Below are 17,194 nucleotides of genomic sequence, written 5' to 3'. Positions count from 1 at the left end.
GTGAAACCCCACGGTCCACGGTACTTTGTAGGTAAATAAATCGCCCGCCGTCAGACTCAGATCCAAGGGTAGCAACTTTTGGCGAGTGCGATCGCACTCCTCATAAACCCCAAAACACGCTGAAAGTAATTTATTTTTCTGATTTTCTCTTAGCTTGACTTTTTTCCATTTTATTGAACTATTTTGCCAGGTTTTTGAAGAATTTTTAGATTTAACTATTAGACATCTAAAAAACGCATAATTTTTTTAGCTCAAGCTATTACGCATCTATATTATACAGTTAATAAAATAATTCCTTTGGCTGATTAGACAACTTTAAGTTGTATTTTATACTATTTATTTTTGGTGCTGACGATAATTGATATCGCAGATTAAATAATTAAAAATGAAGATGATACTTATATTTGAGCAAATAAATCTCTTGAGGCTTTGACCGAATAAATACTTAGGTATTGTACTTTTTGTATAAACTCATTAGGGATTTATACATAAATGAATCGTAATTTTATTAAGATAATGTAAAAAAGAACCATATTTATATAAATTTTTCATGAAGTACATAAGTAAATTTCAAACATGGTATTCTAATTAAAAATTACATGTAAAGATAAAAAAGGAACAGCATATTCTGGACAAGAATTACATGTAATAGTAAAAAAAATCACTTGAAGGCTAATATGATATGATGCCAATCTCATTTAATTTAGAGGTGCTCCTCCTTCTTTAACCAGAAGGCAGTTTAGAATGGCGGCTACTACCTTAATAGTCTCTGGAAAAAAAGTCAAGAAAAGTTCTGTATTCAGAGAAAGCATAGGGACTTTCCTTAAAGTCTAAGGTTTGAGTAGTAGCAAATGTTGTTAATCAGATTTGTTTTTGTGTTGTGTGTTTTCATGTCTGTGTCATGTGTTGTTCTGTCCAAAAGAAGTACGTATTATCAACTCAAATGACATGCTGCTTTGTATAAATAGGCTACAAAGCTTGCAGATACGTCCTGTGAGTTTCAGGAAAATTTTGCACAGACTAATACATCGCCCAGCTCGAATGAGTTTAGCTTTGTATTAATCTGCACCACTAGGTCGGCTTGCCGTTACTTTCTGTGACTCTTGGGATTTTACCCGCTAATTAACACTCGTACATCGCAGTCAAGCAATTGTACAGATTTATAAAGCCGGGTAAATTTTTCATGTGAATTAATAGCTTGGCTTGAGTATTTCAGTGGCGTTTTAAAGAAGATTAGGGTGTAGCCGATGAGACTTAATGAATGGATTAATATCAAGTTATTTCAATCGCTCTCTTCTGGGTTAGAAAGTAAGAATCAGCATTCTCTAAAAAATCAACAGTCGATCAAATTGTCTGTAATTACTCAGTTTTTCCCGCCAGACTATGCGGCAACAGGACAGTTGGTTGAGGAACTTGTGAGACATTTAGGGTATCTTGGGATAGACATTGAGGTTTTTACCAGTCAGCCTGGATATGCGTTTCGGACTCAATACGCTCCAGCAGTTGAACGGATAGGTCGAGTGCGAATTCAGCGATCGCGCACTGCTCAACTTTGGCTTGGGCGAATTCGCGGCAAAGCTGTCAATGGTATTTTGTATACGTTGCGGGCAGGGCTGCATCTATTTAGGGCGAGACATCGCAACAATGTCTTATTAGTGACAACAGCTCCGCCATTTTTGCCACTTGTGGGATATCTGGGTTATCTGTTGTTTAAAATTCCTTATGTTTGCATCCTCTATGACCTTTATCCGGATATAGCGATCGCTCTGGGTGTAATTCCCAAGCATCACTGGCTAGTGCGATTATGGCAAGCGCTGAATAAAAAAATTTGGCGAAACGCTAAGGCGATCGTCGTTCTCAGTCCAGCGATGAAACTACAAGTAGCGGCGCATTGTTCGCAGATAGCCGATAAGATTTCTGTGATTCACAGTTGGGCAGACCCTGACTCGATTGTGCCAATTGCCAAGCAAGAAAACTGGTTTGCCTGGAAGTACAACCTAGTTAAGAAATTTACCGTACTCTACTCCGGTAATCTAGGTCGGTGTCATGACATGGATACCATCCTAGAAGCGGCAAAGCAACTGCAAGATGAGCCAATTCAGTTCGTCTGCATTGGTGGTGGAGCAAAACGCGATGAGTTGATTTCGCAAGTGAATCAATTAGGGTTGAGCAATTTTATGTTTCTACCCTATCAAGACAAGGAGGTGTTGCCCTACTCACTAACAGCTTGCGATCTGTCGCTCGTGAGTGTGGATGAGTGTACGGAAAATTTAGTCACGCCAAGCAAGCTTTACTCAGCTTTAGCATCGGGAAGACCGATCGCAGTGATTTGCTCACAGTATTCATACCTGAGACAACTCATTGCCGAAGCCAACTGTGGTGGCACGTTTGAGAATAAAGACGGTAATGGTCTAGCTCAATTTATTCGCTTGCTGAGTCGCGATCGCCAACTAGGGGAACGCATGGGTAAAGCCGGACGTCAATATTTGCGATCGCATTTCACACCCAAAATTATCTCCAAACAATACTTTGATGTTTTGGCAAGAGTGATATTATCTGAAGATGTGAGATTTATGTCTCAAAATCTCACAGAGTAAGTTATTGGGGATATTGTTTTGTTCTGCCAATAGATATTCAGCTTGGGAACATAAATATTTGCGCTTTTATTGTTACCCAATCTAAATATTCTCTTGAGTGGAGGCAATAGAATTTACCACGTTTTGACAAAGTATCTACCATCAAAAATAAGATTAGTAATACTTATATTACTATGAATTGTCATCCTGAATACTTACTGGAGCAACAAACCTGTCAAATTCCGGTGAGTAAACATTTACCTTTTTAATTTGAGTCAGATAATGAGGCTCAAATTAACCGACAATTTCCATCTTCTTGTGGCGAAACAGTTAGATATTGAAGGATTAAATATTATGAACACTTAACAGGTTAAGAAAAGTTATTGCCAGATAGTAACAGCACTTGCAATTGTTTGCTTGGGCTAAGTTTCTCTTACTTTCTAACTTGTTGTCAACTGGAAAATAAGTTTATTTTGTTTTCATATTTAATTGAGTTAAGAGTAAAAATGTGAGGAAAAAAGTGTAAGATATTACATATATCGCTAAAATAAAAAAACATTGATTTTTATTGAGATTATTCTCAATTGATGCCGATACTGGAAACAGATAAGGCATGAAAAACGAAAATTGAATAATTATTTATGAATTAGGAGTTTGGGCTTCGATGGTCTTTTCGATCTCAGTCCCTCCAACGTAACCTTCATGATTGTCTAATCTTTTATCGTGGGAGGTCGAAATTGCAGAGAAGGTGTGACCGAAATCGGAAACGTTCAAAACGACGAGCCATATATTGTCCAGTTCATAGTTGCTATCTCGATAGCATGAGTCAAAAATATCAGTTGTTTGCCGATCGCCCGGGGCAGTTGCAGCAACGGGGTATGAGCCGGCGAAGTGCATTGATGCTCGTAGCGTCCCAAACTACAGTTCCTATAGATGGAGAATGGTTAGAAGCTTTTTGGTGCGAGCAGTGCCAAGCGACAAAATGGTATCACGTTCGTAAGTCCGATGAGCGCACCTATGAACTTTCAGCAGCGCCACGCGAGCTTTGGCAACAGGTATCAGGAGTAATCGATCCTCAGGGGAACCCTTCTGTGGGAGAGTTTACTCGCAGGCATTCACGGCTAGTTGGTTGCAGTGGCATCAAAGATTTCAAATTTGTCAGTTAAGCATCAATCTATGAGTAGTCAAGAGATTGCCTCCAAGCACGAGTTAGTGATTGAAGCCGGACGCGCCGAAAAGCAATATTGGAAAGATTTGTGGCGCTATCGCGAACTGTTCTATTTTCTTGCTTGGCGTGACATTTTGGTGCGTTACAAGCAAACTGCGATCGGCATGGCTTGGGCATTGATCCGACCATTTTTGACAATGGTGGTGTTCACCGTGGTCTTTGGAAATATTGCAAAATTACCGTCGGAGGGAGTGCCATATCCGATTTTAGTATTTGCCGCCCTGCTACCTTGGCAGTTTTTTTCCACTGCGTTAGCTGAGTGCAGCAACAGTCTGGTTAGCAATGCCAACTTAATCTCTAAAGTCTACTTTCCGCGTTTGATTGTACCCATTAGTGCAGTGATTGTCAGCTTTGTAGACTTCATGGTTTCCGGCATGATTCTCTTGGGGCTGATGGCTTGGTATAACTTTGTTCCCAGTTGGCGCATACTCACACTACCATTATTTATCGGCATTGCCTTTGCCGCATCAATCGGAGTCGGTTTGTGGTTAGCAGCGTTAAATGTAGAATACCGAGATTTTCGGTATATTGTGCCATTTATTGTGCAATTTGGCTTATATATATCGCCCGTAGGTTTTAGTAGCAACCGAGTTCCAGAGCAATGGCGTTTACTGTATTCTTTAAACCCAATGGTAGGCGTAATTGATGGCTTTCGCTGGGCTATTTTAGGTGGAACTTCAAAAATTTACATGCCTGGATTCATGCTATCTGTAGGATTAGTTTTCTTTTTATTAATAAGCGGCATTTGGTATTTCCGCAAAATGGAACGGACATTTGCTGACGTAATTTAGATAGGAATTCATAATTCATAATTCATAATATCGATAAAGAATTCAAAGGCGTTGCTGATAAGTTTTGTAGGGTGCGTTACGCTCCGCTAACGCACCCTACGTGTATTTAAAAAATCTTCCGAGGAGTCCTATAGGGTGTTGGATATATAGTAAAACTTCAAATTTCTTCTGCGAGTAAACTGAATTTAAAATCCTTTTTTGGGAGTAAATAAAAATGCTTTTAAAAGAACTCAAAGATAAAATCGAAAATCAATCAGCAAAAATTGGAATTATTGGATTGGGATATGTAGGATTGCCAATTTTAACAGCTTTTGCCAAAAAAGGTTTTTCAGTACTAGGATTTGATGTAGATCGACAGAAAATTAATCAAATTCAAGCTGGGCGATCGTATATAAAACATATTCCTGACGAAGATTTAAAAAATCACTTAATTGATGTCACCAGCGATATGAGTCGTTTGGGGGAAGTTGATGCGATCGCCATTTGTGTTCCGACTCCTTTAAATATACATAGAGAGCCTGATTTAAGTTATGTTGTCGATACAACTTATGCGATCGCTCGTTCTTTAAAAATAGGACAGTTGATTATTTTAGAAAGTACAACTTACCCAGGTACAACCAAAGAAGTAGTGTTACCCATACTTTCTCGCAGCGGCTTTATAGTAGGTGAAGATTTTTCGCTTGCTTACTCTCCCGAACGCGAAGATCCGGGAAATGAAAACTACTCTTTAGTTAATGTCCCAAAAGTAGTAGGTGGAATCACAACTTTATGCCGCGATTTAGCGGAAACTCTCTACAATCAAATAATTGCCACAACTGTTCCCGTATCATCAACTCAAACCGCAGAAGCAACTAAAATTCTCGAAAATATTTACCGTGCAGTCAACATTGCTTTGGTAAATGAATTAAAGATTTTGCTTCAAAAAATGGATATAGATATCTGGGAAGTGATTGAAGCCGCAAAAACCAAACCCTTTGGTTTTCATGCTTTTTATCCAGGTCCCGGATGGGGTGGACATTGTATTCCTATAGATCCATTTTATTTAACATGGAAAGCCAGAGAATATGATGTTTCTTTACGATTTATTGAATTGGCAGGTGAAGTTAACACTTTAATGCCTAACTATGTAGTCGATAAGTTAGTTGCAGCACTGAACGATCGCAGCAAACCTTTAAAAAATTCTCGAATTCTAATTTTAGGAGTAGCTTATAAGAAAAATGTGGACGATCAGCGAGAAAGTCCTTCTTTGAAAATAATTCAGCTTTTACAAAGGCAAGGAGCAGATATAGAATATCACGATCCTTATGCTCTGACGTGTTCCAATCATCGTCATTATCCAGAAATCAACTTACAATCTGTATCTTTAACTCCAGAAAATTTGCAGAAGTTTGATGCGGTCATCATTACCACCGATCATGATAATGTAGATTATGATTTGGTTGCCGAACATTCATCCTTAATTGTTGATACCCGCAACGTTTTAGCGGCAAAAGGTTTAAAAACAAAAAATACCGTTGTTGCTTGAGTGCCAAATAATCTGCTATCTTTTTTTATTGGGGATTTTGAATTGTTTATGATACCTCTGAGTGATAAATATGTAGCAGTAATAGGCTGTGGATACTGGGGTAAAAATTTAGTTCGAGAATTTGCTCAATTAGGTGTACTGCGGATAATTTGTGATTCCAGCCAGCAAATTCTAGAAGACTTAAAAACAAAATATGATGTTGAGGCAGTTTCTGACTTTGCCAAAGTATTAGCAATGCCAGATGTACAAGCGGTAATAATAGCTACACCAGCGCCAACTCATGCAAGTTTGGCAGTGCAAGCATTAGCTGCCGGCAAAGATGTGTTTGTTGAGAAACCTTTGGCTTTAACGTTAGAAGATGCACTTTTGATAGAAGCTGCTGCGAGAAAAAGCAATGCCATTCTCATGGTTGGACATTTACTAGAGTACCACCCAGCTTTAGTTAAACTTCGCGCTTTTGTAGCTGAAGGAAAAATTGGTAAACTGCGATATCTTTATTCCAATCGCTTAAGTTTTGGTAAAGTTAGAACTGAAGAAAATGTGCTTTGGAGTTTTGCTCCTCATGATATATGTTCAATTCTCGGATTCGTTGGCAAATTACCTGTATCTGTACAAGCTCTTGGTAGTGCTAACTTAGGTAAAGTTGAAGATTTTTGCCTTGTAAATCTGGAATTTGAGCAAATCAAAGCTCATATTTTTGTCAGTTGGTTGCATCCTTTTAAAGAACAGCGGTTAGTAGTAGTTGGAGATTCTGGTACATTAGTCTTTGATGATGTTTCTGTAGATGCCAAGCTGACTTTTTACGACCAGCAAGCTGAATTGCAAGATAATATTCCCGTACTCAAATTAAATTCTAAAATTGTCATTCCTCTTGAGGCAGCATCACCTCTCACGCAAGAATGCAAACATTTTCTCAGTTGTGTAGAAAGCAGAGAGACACCTTTAACCAGCGTTAAAAACGGGATTGATGTTTTGACTGTTTTACAGTCCGCTCAAGAATCGCTAGAATCTTCAGGAAAAGCTGTTTACTTAAAGGAGGTTCAAGTTGTCAACGGATAGTACTTCGACAGCAAAAAGTTTAGATTATTTTGTACATGAATCAGCTTATGTTGATTTGCCGTGTACTATTGGTGCGGGAAGTCAAATCTGGCATTTTAGCCACATTATGAAAGATGTGGTGATTGGTGAAAAATGTAAAATTGGACAAAATGTATTTGTTGCTTCTGAGGTGAAAATTGGGCGAAATGTGAAAATTCAAAATAACGTTTCTGTCTATGCGGGTGTAATTTTAGAAGATGATGTTTTTTGCGGTCCCAGTTGTGTTTTTACCAATATTAATACACCGCGTTCTGCTTTTCCTCGCAATACAATCGATGATTATTTAGTAACTTTGGTGAAGCAAGGAGCGACAATTGGTGCAAACGCGACAATTGTTTGCGGTCATACAATTGGACGTTATGCATTTATCGGTGCTGGTTCAACTGTGACAAAAGATATTGCCGATTACGCACTAGTTTATGGAAATCCGGCAAAGCAAGTTGGTTGGATGTGTGAGTGCGGTGCAAAGTTAGATGAATTTGAAAAAACTACTGTTTGTAAAGCTTGCGATCGCACGTATGAATATTGCGGTGAAAATCAAATTAAAAGGATAGAATGACATTGTGAATATTCCCCCATTTGACGCAACTTGTCAATATCAAAGTATAGCAGCTGACATAGAAAAAAATATCTGTGCAGTCATGGCAGGTGGACGCTATATAATGGGTCCGCAAGTCAAAGAGTTTGAAGCACAGTTTGCTGAATATTTGAGTTGCGAGCAAGTAATTTCTTGTAACTCTGGCACAGATGCGCTACATTTAGCTCTAAGAGCTTTGAAGATTGGTGCTGGTGATGAGGTGATAACGACACCTTTCACATTTATTGCCACCACAGAAGCAATTGGTATAGTGGGAGCGACTCCTGTCTTTGTCGATGTTGATTTAAATACCTACAATATCGATACTGACTTAATTGAGTCTCAAATTACAGAGCGCACCAAAGCTATCTTACCAGTACATTTGTACGGTCGTCCTTGCAATATGACGGTAATTATGGAAATTGCCCGCAAGTATAATTTAAAAGTGATTGAAGATTGCGCTCAAGCTACAGGTGCTGTCTGGGAAGGTAAAAAAGTCGGGACAATTGGAGACGTTGGTTGTTTTAGCTTCTTCCCTACCAAAAACTTGGGATGCTTTGGCGATGGAGGGGCGATCGCTACTTCTGATAAAGTAATTGCAGAGCGAGTTGAGTATTTACGCCGACATGGGGGTAAAGTTAAATATCAGCATGAAGAATTAGGACTGAATAGCCGCTTAGATACTATACAGGCAGCAGTTCTTTTAGTCAAGTTACAGTATTTGGATCGGTGGAATTCTGCCAGGGTTGAAATTGCAAATTATTACATCAATCAACTCGCAAATGTTAAAGGCATTGTCCTACCTACAATGCAGTCAGGATCGGTATGGAATCAGTTTACCATCAGGGTTTTAGATAAACAACGCGCTAAGGTGCAGAAATTCCTCAAAGAAAAAGGAATAGGTTCAATGGTGTACTATCCTATCCCTCTCCACTTACAGCAGGTACACTCTAACTTGAATTATGCCCTTGGTTCACTACCAATCAGCGAACAATTGAGCGATGAAGTTTTATCTTTGCCGATGTTTCCAGAATTGACTGCATCCGCACAAAAAGTAGTTGTTGAGTCTGTAAGTCAAGCTTTTTTTGCATTAACTTAACAGCACCATTTCGTTGATTTTTCATGGTAATTTGTGATGAACGCTGAATCATCTCCTTCTCGTTTGAAGTTAATTTCATATCTAACTTTGTTTCTCAGCATTGCCTTTGGTATCGTTGGACAATTGCTGATGAAACATACGATGAGCAATAAAACCGAACAATTATTTACTTGGACATTTATTCAGCAATTAGTTTTAGCTTTGAGTGTTTATAGTCTCGGAATAGTCAATTGGATATTTGCTCTGCGAACTGTCAAACTAAGTATTGCTTATCCTCTTACTAGCTTAAACTACGTCGGCATCCTTTTGGGTTCATACTACTTTTTTGATGAAAAAATTACTCTAATTAGAGTAGTTGGAGTAGTTCTAATTTTTATCGGAGTTCTTTTGGTAGCGCTTCCAATTAAGAATAGCCAAATCCACAAAAAAGCTAGTTAAAGTTACAGTAAACACAAAAGGTATTCAGAAATGAATATAATTGCTTGGCTGATTTTATTATTTGTAGTTGTGCTGGGTACAGTAGGGCAACTTTCGCTCAAGTATGCATTTCAAGGTTCTAGTTCTGCTAAGGAAACAAGCAACTCAGTTCGAGACTTGTTATTTTCTCCTTATTTTTGGATTTGGTTTATCTCTTATGTAGTTGTGACTGTATTGTGGCTGATTGTATTGCGGACAATTCCTCTGAGTCAGGCATTTCCAGCGCTAGGATTAACATTTGCTCTCGTACCGTTGGCTTCTCATCGTTTTCTGCGTGAGAATGTTGTGTTTAGCCAATGGTTAGGAATAGCTGTTATTGTAGCAGGTGTAATTCTTGTTGTCCAGACATAAATAAGCCCATCTTTATTTTTTTATTGTAACAAAGAGAAACTTATATGGCTGAAGCTCCTCACAAAATTTTAGTTACAGGTGTCGCTGGATTCCTTGGTTCTCACTTACTAGACAAGCTATTGGCATCAGGTCATGAGGTTATTGGTATCGATAACCTCTCAATGGGTAAATTAGAAAATATTGCTGAACATTTGAGCAATAAAGCATTTCAATTTCTCCAAAAAGATGTCACGGAAAAAAGCACATTTGAAAATTTAGAAAAGGATATCGATTGCATCGTTCACCTTGCTGCTTTCAAAATACCTCGTTACGGCAAAGCAATTGATACTCTGAAAATTAATTATCAAGGTACAGACAACGTTTTAGAATTAGCCCGAAAATTAAATTGTAAATGCGTACTTGCCTCAACTTCTGACGTGTATGGACGCAATCCCAAACTACCTTTTAACGAAGACGATAACTCAGTTATTGGGTCATCGAAAGTAGCTCGTTGGAGCTATGCTGTATCTAAGTTGTTTGATGAACATTTAGCTTTTGCTTATCAAGATAGCTATGATATTCCAGTTGTCATTCTACGCTTTTTTGGTTCTTATGGACCGCGCCATCACCTGTCTTGGTGGGGGGGACCGCAATCAGTTTTTATTGAACAAATATTAAACGATGGTGAAATTTCTATTCATGGTGACGGACTGCAAACCCGGAGTTTTACTTATGTGAGCGATACTGTAGCAGGTATTTACGCTGCGACGATTAAACCCGAAGCTAATGGGGAAATTTTCAATATTGGTAGCGATCGCGAAATAACCATCCTTGATTTAGCTAAAACTATCAAGCGACTTAGTAACACACCTGGAGAACTCAAGGTGAAATTTGTTCCCTATGAATCTTTTACAGGTAACAAATATGAAGATGTGAGAAGACGTGTACCCGATAGCACCCGTTGCGAACAAATTCTTGGTGTCAAAGCTGAGGTGAAATTAGAAGAAGGGTTGTCTAAAACTATTGCATGGCATCGCACTATTAGAGCTTGCGTGTAAATGATTGGGAAGCGTTGCTCTAAAGCGATCGCTTCTCGAATCGTACTGAATTTAAACTAAAATTTTTCGTTTGGAAGCCACTCGCACGCAGGGGTTCTCTTATTGAAGCAACAAAAAGTATGTTTTGTAATTCTGAGTCGAAGAGCAAATCTTATGAAACAGCTAGTTAAACGTTTACTATATAAACTCATTCCTCTACAAACGTATGTAAACTATCACCATAGGATAATTAATAGATTTTGGCAAGAGCAATTAATCCCACAATATGCATACTTAAATTCTCAGTATGAGATATCTGCGGCACTGATAAAAGCTAAAAGCAAAAAATTATCCCAGAAGTATGAAAATGCTAAGGATTTATTAGTAAATGTGGGTGCAGGTCCTCATGCTAAAGCAGACTGGATTAATGTAGATATTTCCGAAGCTCCAGGTATTAACTGTGTTTGTGATTGTCGCAAGAGTCTTCCGTTCCCAGACAATTCAGTAAAAGGTATTTTTACTGAACATTTCTTTGAACATATAGATTATGTAGAGGAAGTACCATTATTTTTATCCGAATGTTATCGAGTCTTAAAACCGGGAGGAATAATACGTATAATTGTTCCAGATATTGAAAAGTATTTGTATGCTTACTGTCAGGGAGGTTGGGAAGAACTAAGTATTATTAGACCTCTGGATTCGGATCTCACAGATTTCCACTTTAAATTTAAATATAATACCAGAATGGAATTAATCAACTTTGTATTTCGCCAACACTATGAACATAAATATGCATACGATTATGAAACCCTTGAGTTTATTTTGTACAAATATGGTTTCTCAAAAGTGCAAAGGCAGGCTTTTGGTAAGTCGTTGATGGATGAATTATCTATCGACCAACAAATAAGAGCCTCCGAGAGTCTTTATGTTGAAGCAATCAAGTAAATATATTAAATCATGAATATTGCCGTTATTGGCGGCGGAATGATGGGGCTAACATTAGCCTATCGACTTTCGCAGCAAGGTCATAAAGTAACCGTCTTTGAAAGCAACAACCAACTCGGCGGACTTGCTACTTACCATGATTACGGTTCCTTCGTTTGGGATCGATTTTATCATGTTATTCTACCATCTGATACTCAGTTAATAAATTTTATTAAGGAAATTAATTTAGGGGATAAGCTGCGTTGGCGTCCTACTCTTACAGGATGTTACATAGACCAGAAATTGTATTCAATTAGCAATACCATAGAATTTCTCCGCTTTCCACCGCTAACTATTATCGGCAAGTTTCGGTTAGCTTTAACTTTGCTATATGGTTCGAGAATGAAGAATTGGCGACGGTTGGAGAAAATTACTGTTGAAGATTGGCTGTTAAAAATCTCCGGGAGAAATACATACGAAAAGCTTTGGCAACCTTTATTGTTAGCCAAACTAGGAGAGAATTATAAGCGTGTCTCAGCAGTCTTTATTTGGTCGTATATTAAACGGCTGTTTTCCGCTCGTGATAGCAAGTTGCATAAAGAACAACTTGGTTATGTTGCGGGTGGTTACAAAACTGTTTTTGACCAATTAGAAAAATTAATTTGTGCTGCTGGGGGTAATATTTGCACTGGTGTTGCAGTTAAATATGTTAAACCAGATTCAAAAGGTGGACTGTGGGTTGAACATAATAAGGCAAAGGAGCATTTTGACAAAGTAATCTTTACCGGACCTGTAAATATTCTCCAACAAATTGCCGATCGCAGCTTGGTGCAAATTGGCGACTCTACAGTAGAATATCTCGGTGTAATCTGCATGTCACTGATTACCCGCAAGGCTTTGGTTCCTTATTACATAGTCAATCTTGCCGATCTACGTATTCCCTTTACCGGGGTTTTGGGTATGAGTAATTTAGTTTCTTTACAGGAGACAGCAGGACTGCATCTTACCTACTTACCGAAATACGTACATTCCGACGATCCTCTCTTAAAACAAACAGACGATGAATTGCGCTCATTGTTTTTTCGGGGTTTGCATTTAATGTTTCCACAACTTAAGGCAGATGACATCGTGGCAGCACATATTAATCGTGCGATGAAAATGCAACCACTACAGGTTTTAAATTATTCCCACCTGGTACCAAAGATAGTCACCGAAAACGATGATTTTTTCGTTCTCAACACTTCACAGTTTGTCAATGACACTTTAAATAACAATACAGTTGTCGGGCATGTTAACGAATTTAGCGAAAAATTTAGTAGTAAGCACTTCAGTGCTTAAAATTGAAGATATGAGCGGTAAACCGCTCACTACGAAAAAGAGTATTTTAAGTTTGCTTGTACGCAGTAGGAAATTATTCAGTAGAAATGCTGAAGTGTATTGAAGATTTATTAATTACTTTGTATATTAAGATTAATTTAATTAACCTGCCTGTCTGAATCATTTTTGGATTCAGGAAACTTGGTATCATAGTGTATATTTAAATACTATTAATTTCCATGATTGCAATAAAACGGTTATCAGTGGCTACCGCTGTTGGTCTTGCTTTGAGCTTGCTAGTTAACAGTGAGGCTTTTGCTTTCACTTACACTAAAATTGCTGACAGCAATGACCTTTTTAGTAAGTTCGGTTTCTACCCTGCGATCAACAACGAAGGCACTGTTACCTTCTCTGCCGATCTAGATGCGGGGGGAAGTGGTATCTACATTGGTAGTGGGGAGAATACGAGTCTGATTGCTGACAGCAGCGGTCAGTTTAGCTCATTTTTTACTCCTGCGATCGCCGACACAGGTATTGTCGCTTTTAAAGCTGCTTTGGATGAAGGGGGTGTTGGCATTTATACGGGTGAAAATACTGCTCCCATTGCTTACAGCAGAGTTCCTGCTGCTTTAGGCGATCTCGCCATCAATAGTAAAGGTATTGTAACCTTCTCGCAAATTCTAGATCAAGGAGTCCGTGCCGTCTTAACCAATAACGACGGAATCAATACCACCATCGCCGATACCAGTGACACCAGTCCCTATAGCCGTTTTGAGGGAATCGCAATTAATAGCGCAGGCACCGTCGCTTTCACAGCCGAACTTAAAGATAGAGGTCGTGGTATATACAGTGTTAATGGTGGAAATACGACCACCATCGCTGACACGAATGGAGACTTTGACTTTTTGTTCAACCCTGCCATCAACAATGCAGGCACAGTAGCCTTTAAGGGTGTTCTTGATAAATTGGCAGGTGAAGGCATTTATACTAGTGACGGTCAAACTCTGACCAAAATAGCTGACAACAGCAGTGTTTTTGACTTTTTCGAGAACCCTGCAATTAACGAACGGGGTACTGTAGCTTTTAAAGGTGTCCTTAAGGGAGGGGGTTTGGGTATTTACACAGGAGCAAACCCGGAAACTGATAAAGTCATTGCTTTGGGTGATTCTCTGTTTGGCTCGACAGTAACAGACCTTTATTTTTCCAATCGCGGGTTAAACGATAAGAACCAGTTTGCCTTTTATGCCAAACTTGCAGATGGTAGAACTGGGGTATTCCGCGCAGACTCGGATCATCAAGAGCCAACTACTTCTGTTCCAGAACCAGGTTTTGCGTTGGGTTTGTTGACAGTAGGTGCGTTGGGTACAGTTTTGCGACGCAAGCGCGATTGTAGGGGTGGACTGCCAAAATAACATATAATTCTGGAAATGGGTATTGATTGTGTGATTTCAACATTAAGATTCCCCAATTTCAACCAAGTAGGGAATCGTTGTTAAATCAACAGGGCAATCCACAATGAATCTACCTCAGAGTCAATTTACAATCATCAGCGGCGATCGCCAAAGCGGTGTCATAAAAACTGTGTTACCCAAACCTTTGGTAGTGCAGCTAATAGACAGTGCTGGCAATCCAAGAGCAAATGTGCCAGTCAACTTTGCAGTCAAAAGTGGTGGTTCGGTTTCTCCAACCACTGCCTTAACCGATGCCCAAGGTAGGGCAAGCACGATGCTAACCTTGGGGACTGAAGCTGGTGTAATTAACGCGATCGCTACAGCATCTAACATTGGCAGCGTCAGCTTTAGTGCTACAGCTGTTGCGACAACCAATCCTATTTATCTAGAAAAGCAAAACCCTGCGACTACTGAGCGGCAAATTACCAACCAGGCTACCAACAATCAAAGCGTCTTTACAAATCAACAGCCAAATAATGAAAATGCTACCGATGGTGTGGAATATGAACTGGGAATGAAGTTCCGAAGCACCAAGAATGGTAATATTGTCGCGATTCGCTTTTGGAAAGCACCGGGCGAAAGTGGCACTCATATTGGTAAAATCTGGACGGCAGACGGTGTTCTCTTAGCAAGTTGCACATATACCAACGAAACAGCCTCAGGTTGGCAGCAGCAAACTTTGAGTACACCACTTGTCATTCAAGCTAATACTACTTATGTAGTTAGCGTTAACACTGCCAATACCTATTTCCCAATTAGCCCTCAAGGATTGGCAAGTTCGGTGGTGAATGGAGATGTGAGTTCAGTTGCTGATGGTTCTAATGGGGTGTACGGCAATGTGAATGCTTTGCCAACAAATTCCTACATGAGTTCCAATTATTTCCGCGACATCGTATTTACTGCTCAAGTGACTGCTAGTATCACCAAAGTCAGCGGTGATAATCAACAGGGAGCAATCAAAACTGTTTTACCTTATCCATTAGTTGTTCAAGTTAAAGACTCTGCTGGCAATCCACAAGTGGGAGTTACAGTCAACTTTGCTATTTCCAATGGGGGAGGAACTGTTTCACCTGCCAGTGCCGTAACTGATGCCAACGGTAAGGCAAGCACAATGCTGACCTTGGGGCAAGTCGCTGGTGTAACTAACGCGATCGCCACAGCAGCTAACATTGGCAGCGTCAGCTTTAGTGCTACAGCTCAACCGACGACAACCAATCCTATATATTTGGAAAACCTAAAACCTGGGACTACTGACTGGCAAATTACTAACCAGGCTACCAACAATGAAATTGCTGGCTATGCTACAGCAACTAGTGTAAATCAAGGCGAGTCGCTGCCCATAAAAGTTTCTTTGGCACAACCGGGAAAGTTTACGATCAAAGTGTACCGCTTAGGTTACTACGGTGGCAAAGGAGGGCGACTGATAAAAGACAGCGGTCAACTCAACGGCTTCACTCAACCTGCTTGTGCGATCGCAGATGCCAATACCCGGTTGGTTGAGTGTAACTGGTCAACTTCCTACACTCTCAAAGTAACCAAGAACTGGACTAGCGGACTATATATTGCTAACCTTAGAGACCAAATAACAGGCAAGCAGTCACAAATATGGTTTGTTGTCCGTAATGACAGCAGTCAGTCTGATATATTGTTCCAGAGCAGCTTTACCACCTTTTGTGCCTACAATAACTACGGTGGTTATAGCTTGTATGAATACAGCTCAAAACATAACCAAAAAGCTGTTAAAGTTTCCTTCGACAGACCCTTCTCCCAAACTCTTGGACATGACGATTACAATCACTTTTTGTCTTGGGAACGCAATATGATGCGCTGGTTGGAGTATTTAGGATATGATGTATCATACATTACTAATGTGGATGTCCATACTAATCCTTATATTCTCCAGCGACACAAATTATTTCTTTCTGTTGGTCACGATGAATACTGGTCGAAAGAACAACGGGATGGTGTCGAACAAGCCCGCGATGCGAAAGTCAATTTGGCGTTTTTCTCGGCAAATTCAGCCTACTGGCGATTTCGCTTTGAGAAATCGAGTCGTGGAGAAGCCAATCGGGTAATGGTCTGCTATAAGGATACCCAAGATCCGGTTGCTCCGACAAATAAATGGAGAAGTCGAGAAAATCAGCGACCGGAAAACGCATTAATCGGAGTAATGTATACAGGCGATCGCGACGATCTGTATTACACTTGGGGCGATCCTAACGGGACTACTGATACCTACAACGGCTACGATTTTGTAGTTGCCAATAGTTTAGATCCATATTATGCCCACACCAACCTGAAAGATGGCGATTCGTTGAGTCAACTAGTAGGTTTTGAATGGGATGGAGTTGTCAATAACGGCTTTTCTCCTAAGGGATTGGTTATTTTGTCTTCTTCACCAGTTGAGCCAAAATCTCGAGATTTGGATCTTTCCCCTGGAACCAATACCCAAGTTTCCAATGCAGTCCGCTACACAGCGCATAGTGGTGCCAAGGTCTTTGCCAGCGGCTCTATTCAGTGGATGTGGGGGCTGGATAGCGATCGCGTCAAGCCTTTTAAAGAAGATATTCGCGCCCAGCAAATGGCTATCAACATTTTAGCAGATATGGGTGCCAAGCCTCTGATACCGTTTAACTTTAAGGTTGATACTTCCAGCCACTTTGAAAGCAGGGAGCAGAAAGCAGCGGTGTCAATATAATTAATAATTCATAATTAATAATTCATAATTATTATCCCACGCCTCTTGGTAGGGACGGAAAGTGAG

Annotated in this window: 14 protein-coding genes; all 14 read left to right on the top strand. The window is 39.7% G+C overall.

Features of this window, described 5'->3' with window-relative positions; genetic code table 11:
* Positions 1–1,247 precede the first annotated feature (1,247 nt).
* The 14 genes from PI95_RS03305 (at position 1,248) to PI95_RS03240 (ending at position 17,128) form a co-directional block, all read left to right on the top strand.
* A complete protein-coding gene (locus PI95_RS03305) occupies positions 1,248–2,597 on the top strand; it encodes a glycosyltransferase family 4 protein (protein WP_039752655.1) in 1,350 nt (449 codons plus the stop codon).
* Positions 2,598–3,313: 716 nt separating this feature from the next.
* Positions 3,314–3,742 carry a hypothetical protein gene (locus PI95_RS03300; protein WP_039752654.1) on the top strand — a complete coding sequence of 143 codons (429 nt, stop codon included), beginning with the start codon at positions 3,314–3,316 and terminating at the stop codon, positions 3,740–3,742.
* Between the two features lie 10 nt (positions 3,743–3,752).
* Positions 3,753–4,595 carry an ABC transporter permease gene (locus tag PI95_RS03295; protein ID WP_039752653.1) on the top strand — a complete coding sequence of 281 codons (843 nt, stop codon included), beginning with the start codon at positions 3,753–3,755 and terminating at the stop codon, positions 4,593–4,595.
* 214 nt (positions 4,596–4,809) lie between these two features.
* Entirely contained in the window at positions 4,810–6,120 is a 1,311-nt protein-coding gene (locus tag PI95_RS03290) for a nucleotide sugar dehydrogenase (protein WP_039752652.1), read from the top strand.
* Between the two features lie 48 nt (positions 6,121–6,168).
* Entirely contained in the window at positions 6,169–7,179 is a 1,011-nt protein-coding gene (locus tag PI95_RS03285; RefSeq protein ID WP_039753930.1) for a Gfo/Idh/MocA family protein, read from the top strand.
* Complete coding sequence (locus PI95_RS03280) at positions 7,166–7,777, top strand: acyltransferase (protein WP_039752651.1); 612 nt, start codon at positions 7,166–7,168, stop codon at positions 7,775–7,777. The genes PI95_RS03285 and PI95_RS03280 overlap by 14 nt, the downstream gene beginning before the upstream one ends.
* 1 nt (position 7,778) lies before the next feature.
* The gene (locus tag PI95_RS03275) at positions 7,779–8,894 is read left to right on the top strand and encodes an aminotransferase class I/II-fold pyridoxal phosphate-dependent enzyme (protein WP_039752650.1); all 1,116 of its coding nucleotides are present in this window, start codon (positions 7,779–7,781) and stop codon (positions 8,892–8,894) included.
* Between the two features lie 36 nt (positions 8,895–8,930).
* On the top strand, positions 8,931–9,332 hold the full coding sequence (locus PI95_RS03270) for an SMR family transporter (RefSeq protein ID WP_039752649.1): 402 nt from the start codon (positions 8,931–8,933) through the stop codon (positions 9,330–9,332).
* A 30-nt stretch (positions 9,333–9,362) separates the two neighbouring features.
* Positions 9,363–9,722, top strand: a complete 360-nt coding sequence (locus PI95_RS03265; RefSeq protein WP_039752648.1) for an EamA family transporter — start codon at positions 9,363–9,365, stop codon at positions 9,720–9,722.
* Between the two features lie 44 nt (positions 9,723–9,766).
* Complete coding sequence (locus tag PI95_RS03260; protein WP_039752647.1) at positions 9,767–10,759, top strand: NAD-dependent epimerase/dehydratase family protein; 993 nt, start codon at positions 9,767–9,769, stop codon at positions 10,757–10,759.
* Between the two features lie 153 nt (positions 10,760–10,912).
* Entirely contained in the window at positions 10,913–11,683 is a 771-nt protein-coding gene (locus PI95_RS03255) for a class I SAM-dependent methyltransferase (protein WP_039752646.1), read from the top strand.
* 12 nt (positions 11,684–11,695) lie between these two features.
* Positions 11,696–13,000: an NAD(P)/FAD-dependent oxidoreductase gene (locus tag PI95_RS03250; RefSeq protein WP_039752645.1), complete on the top strand. Its 1,305-nt coding sequence runs from the start codon at positions 11,696–11,698 to the stop codon at positions 12,998–13,000.
* 218 nt (positions 13,001–13,218) lie between these two features.
* Positions 13,219–14,391 carry a DUF7453 family protein gene (locus PI95_RS03245; protein ID WP_039752643.1) on the top strand — a complete coding sequence of 391 codons (1,173 nt, stop codon included), beginning with the start codon at positions 13,219–13,221 and terminating at the stop codon, positions 14,389–14,391.
* Positions 14,392–14,494: 103 nt separating this feature from the next.
* Positions 14,495–17,128: a N,N-dimethylformamidase beta subunit family domain-containing protein gene (locus tag PI95_RS03240; RefSeq protein ID WP_063842446.1), complete on the top strand. Its 2,634-nt coding sequence runs from the start codon at positions 14,495–14,497 to the stop codon at positions 17,126–17,128.
* Positions 17,129–17,194: the final 66 nt, after the last annotated feature.

It is taken from the genome of Hassallia byssoidea VB512170, assembly GCF_000817785.2.
GTDB classification, from domain to species: Bacteria; Cyanobacteriota; Cyanobacteriia; order Cyanobacteriales; family Nostocaceae; genus Hassallia; species Hassallia carrinoi.
The sequence above is the reverse complement of the archived record's forward strand: the minus strand, read 5'-3'. Positions and strand labels throughout refer to the sequence as shown.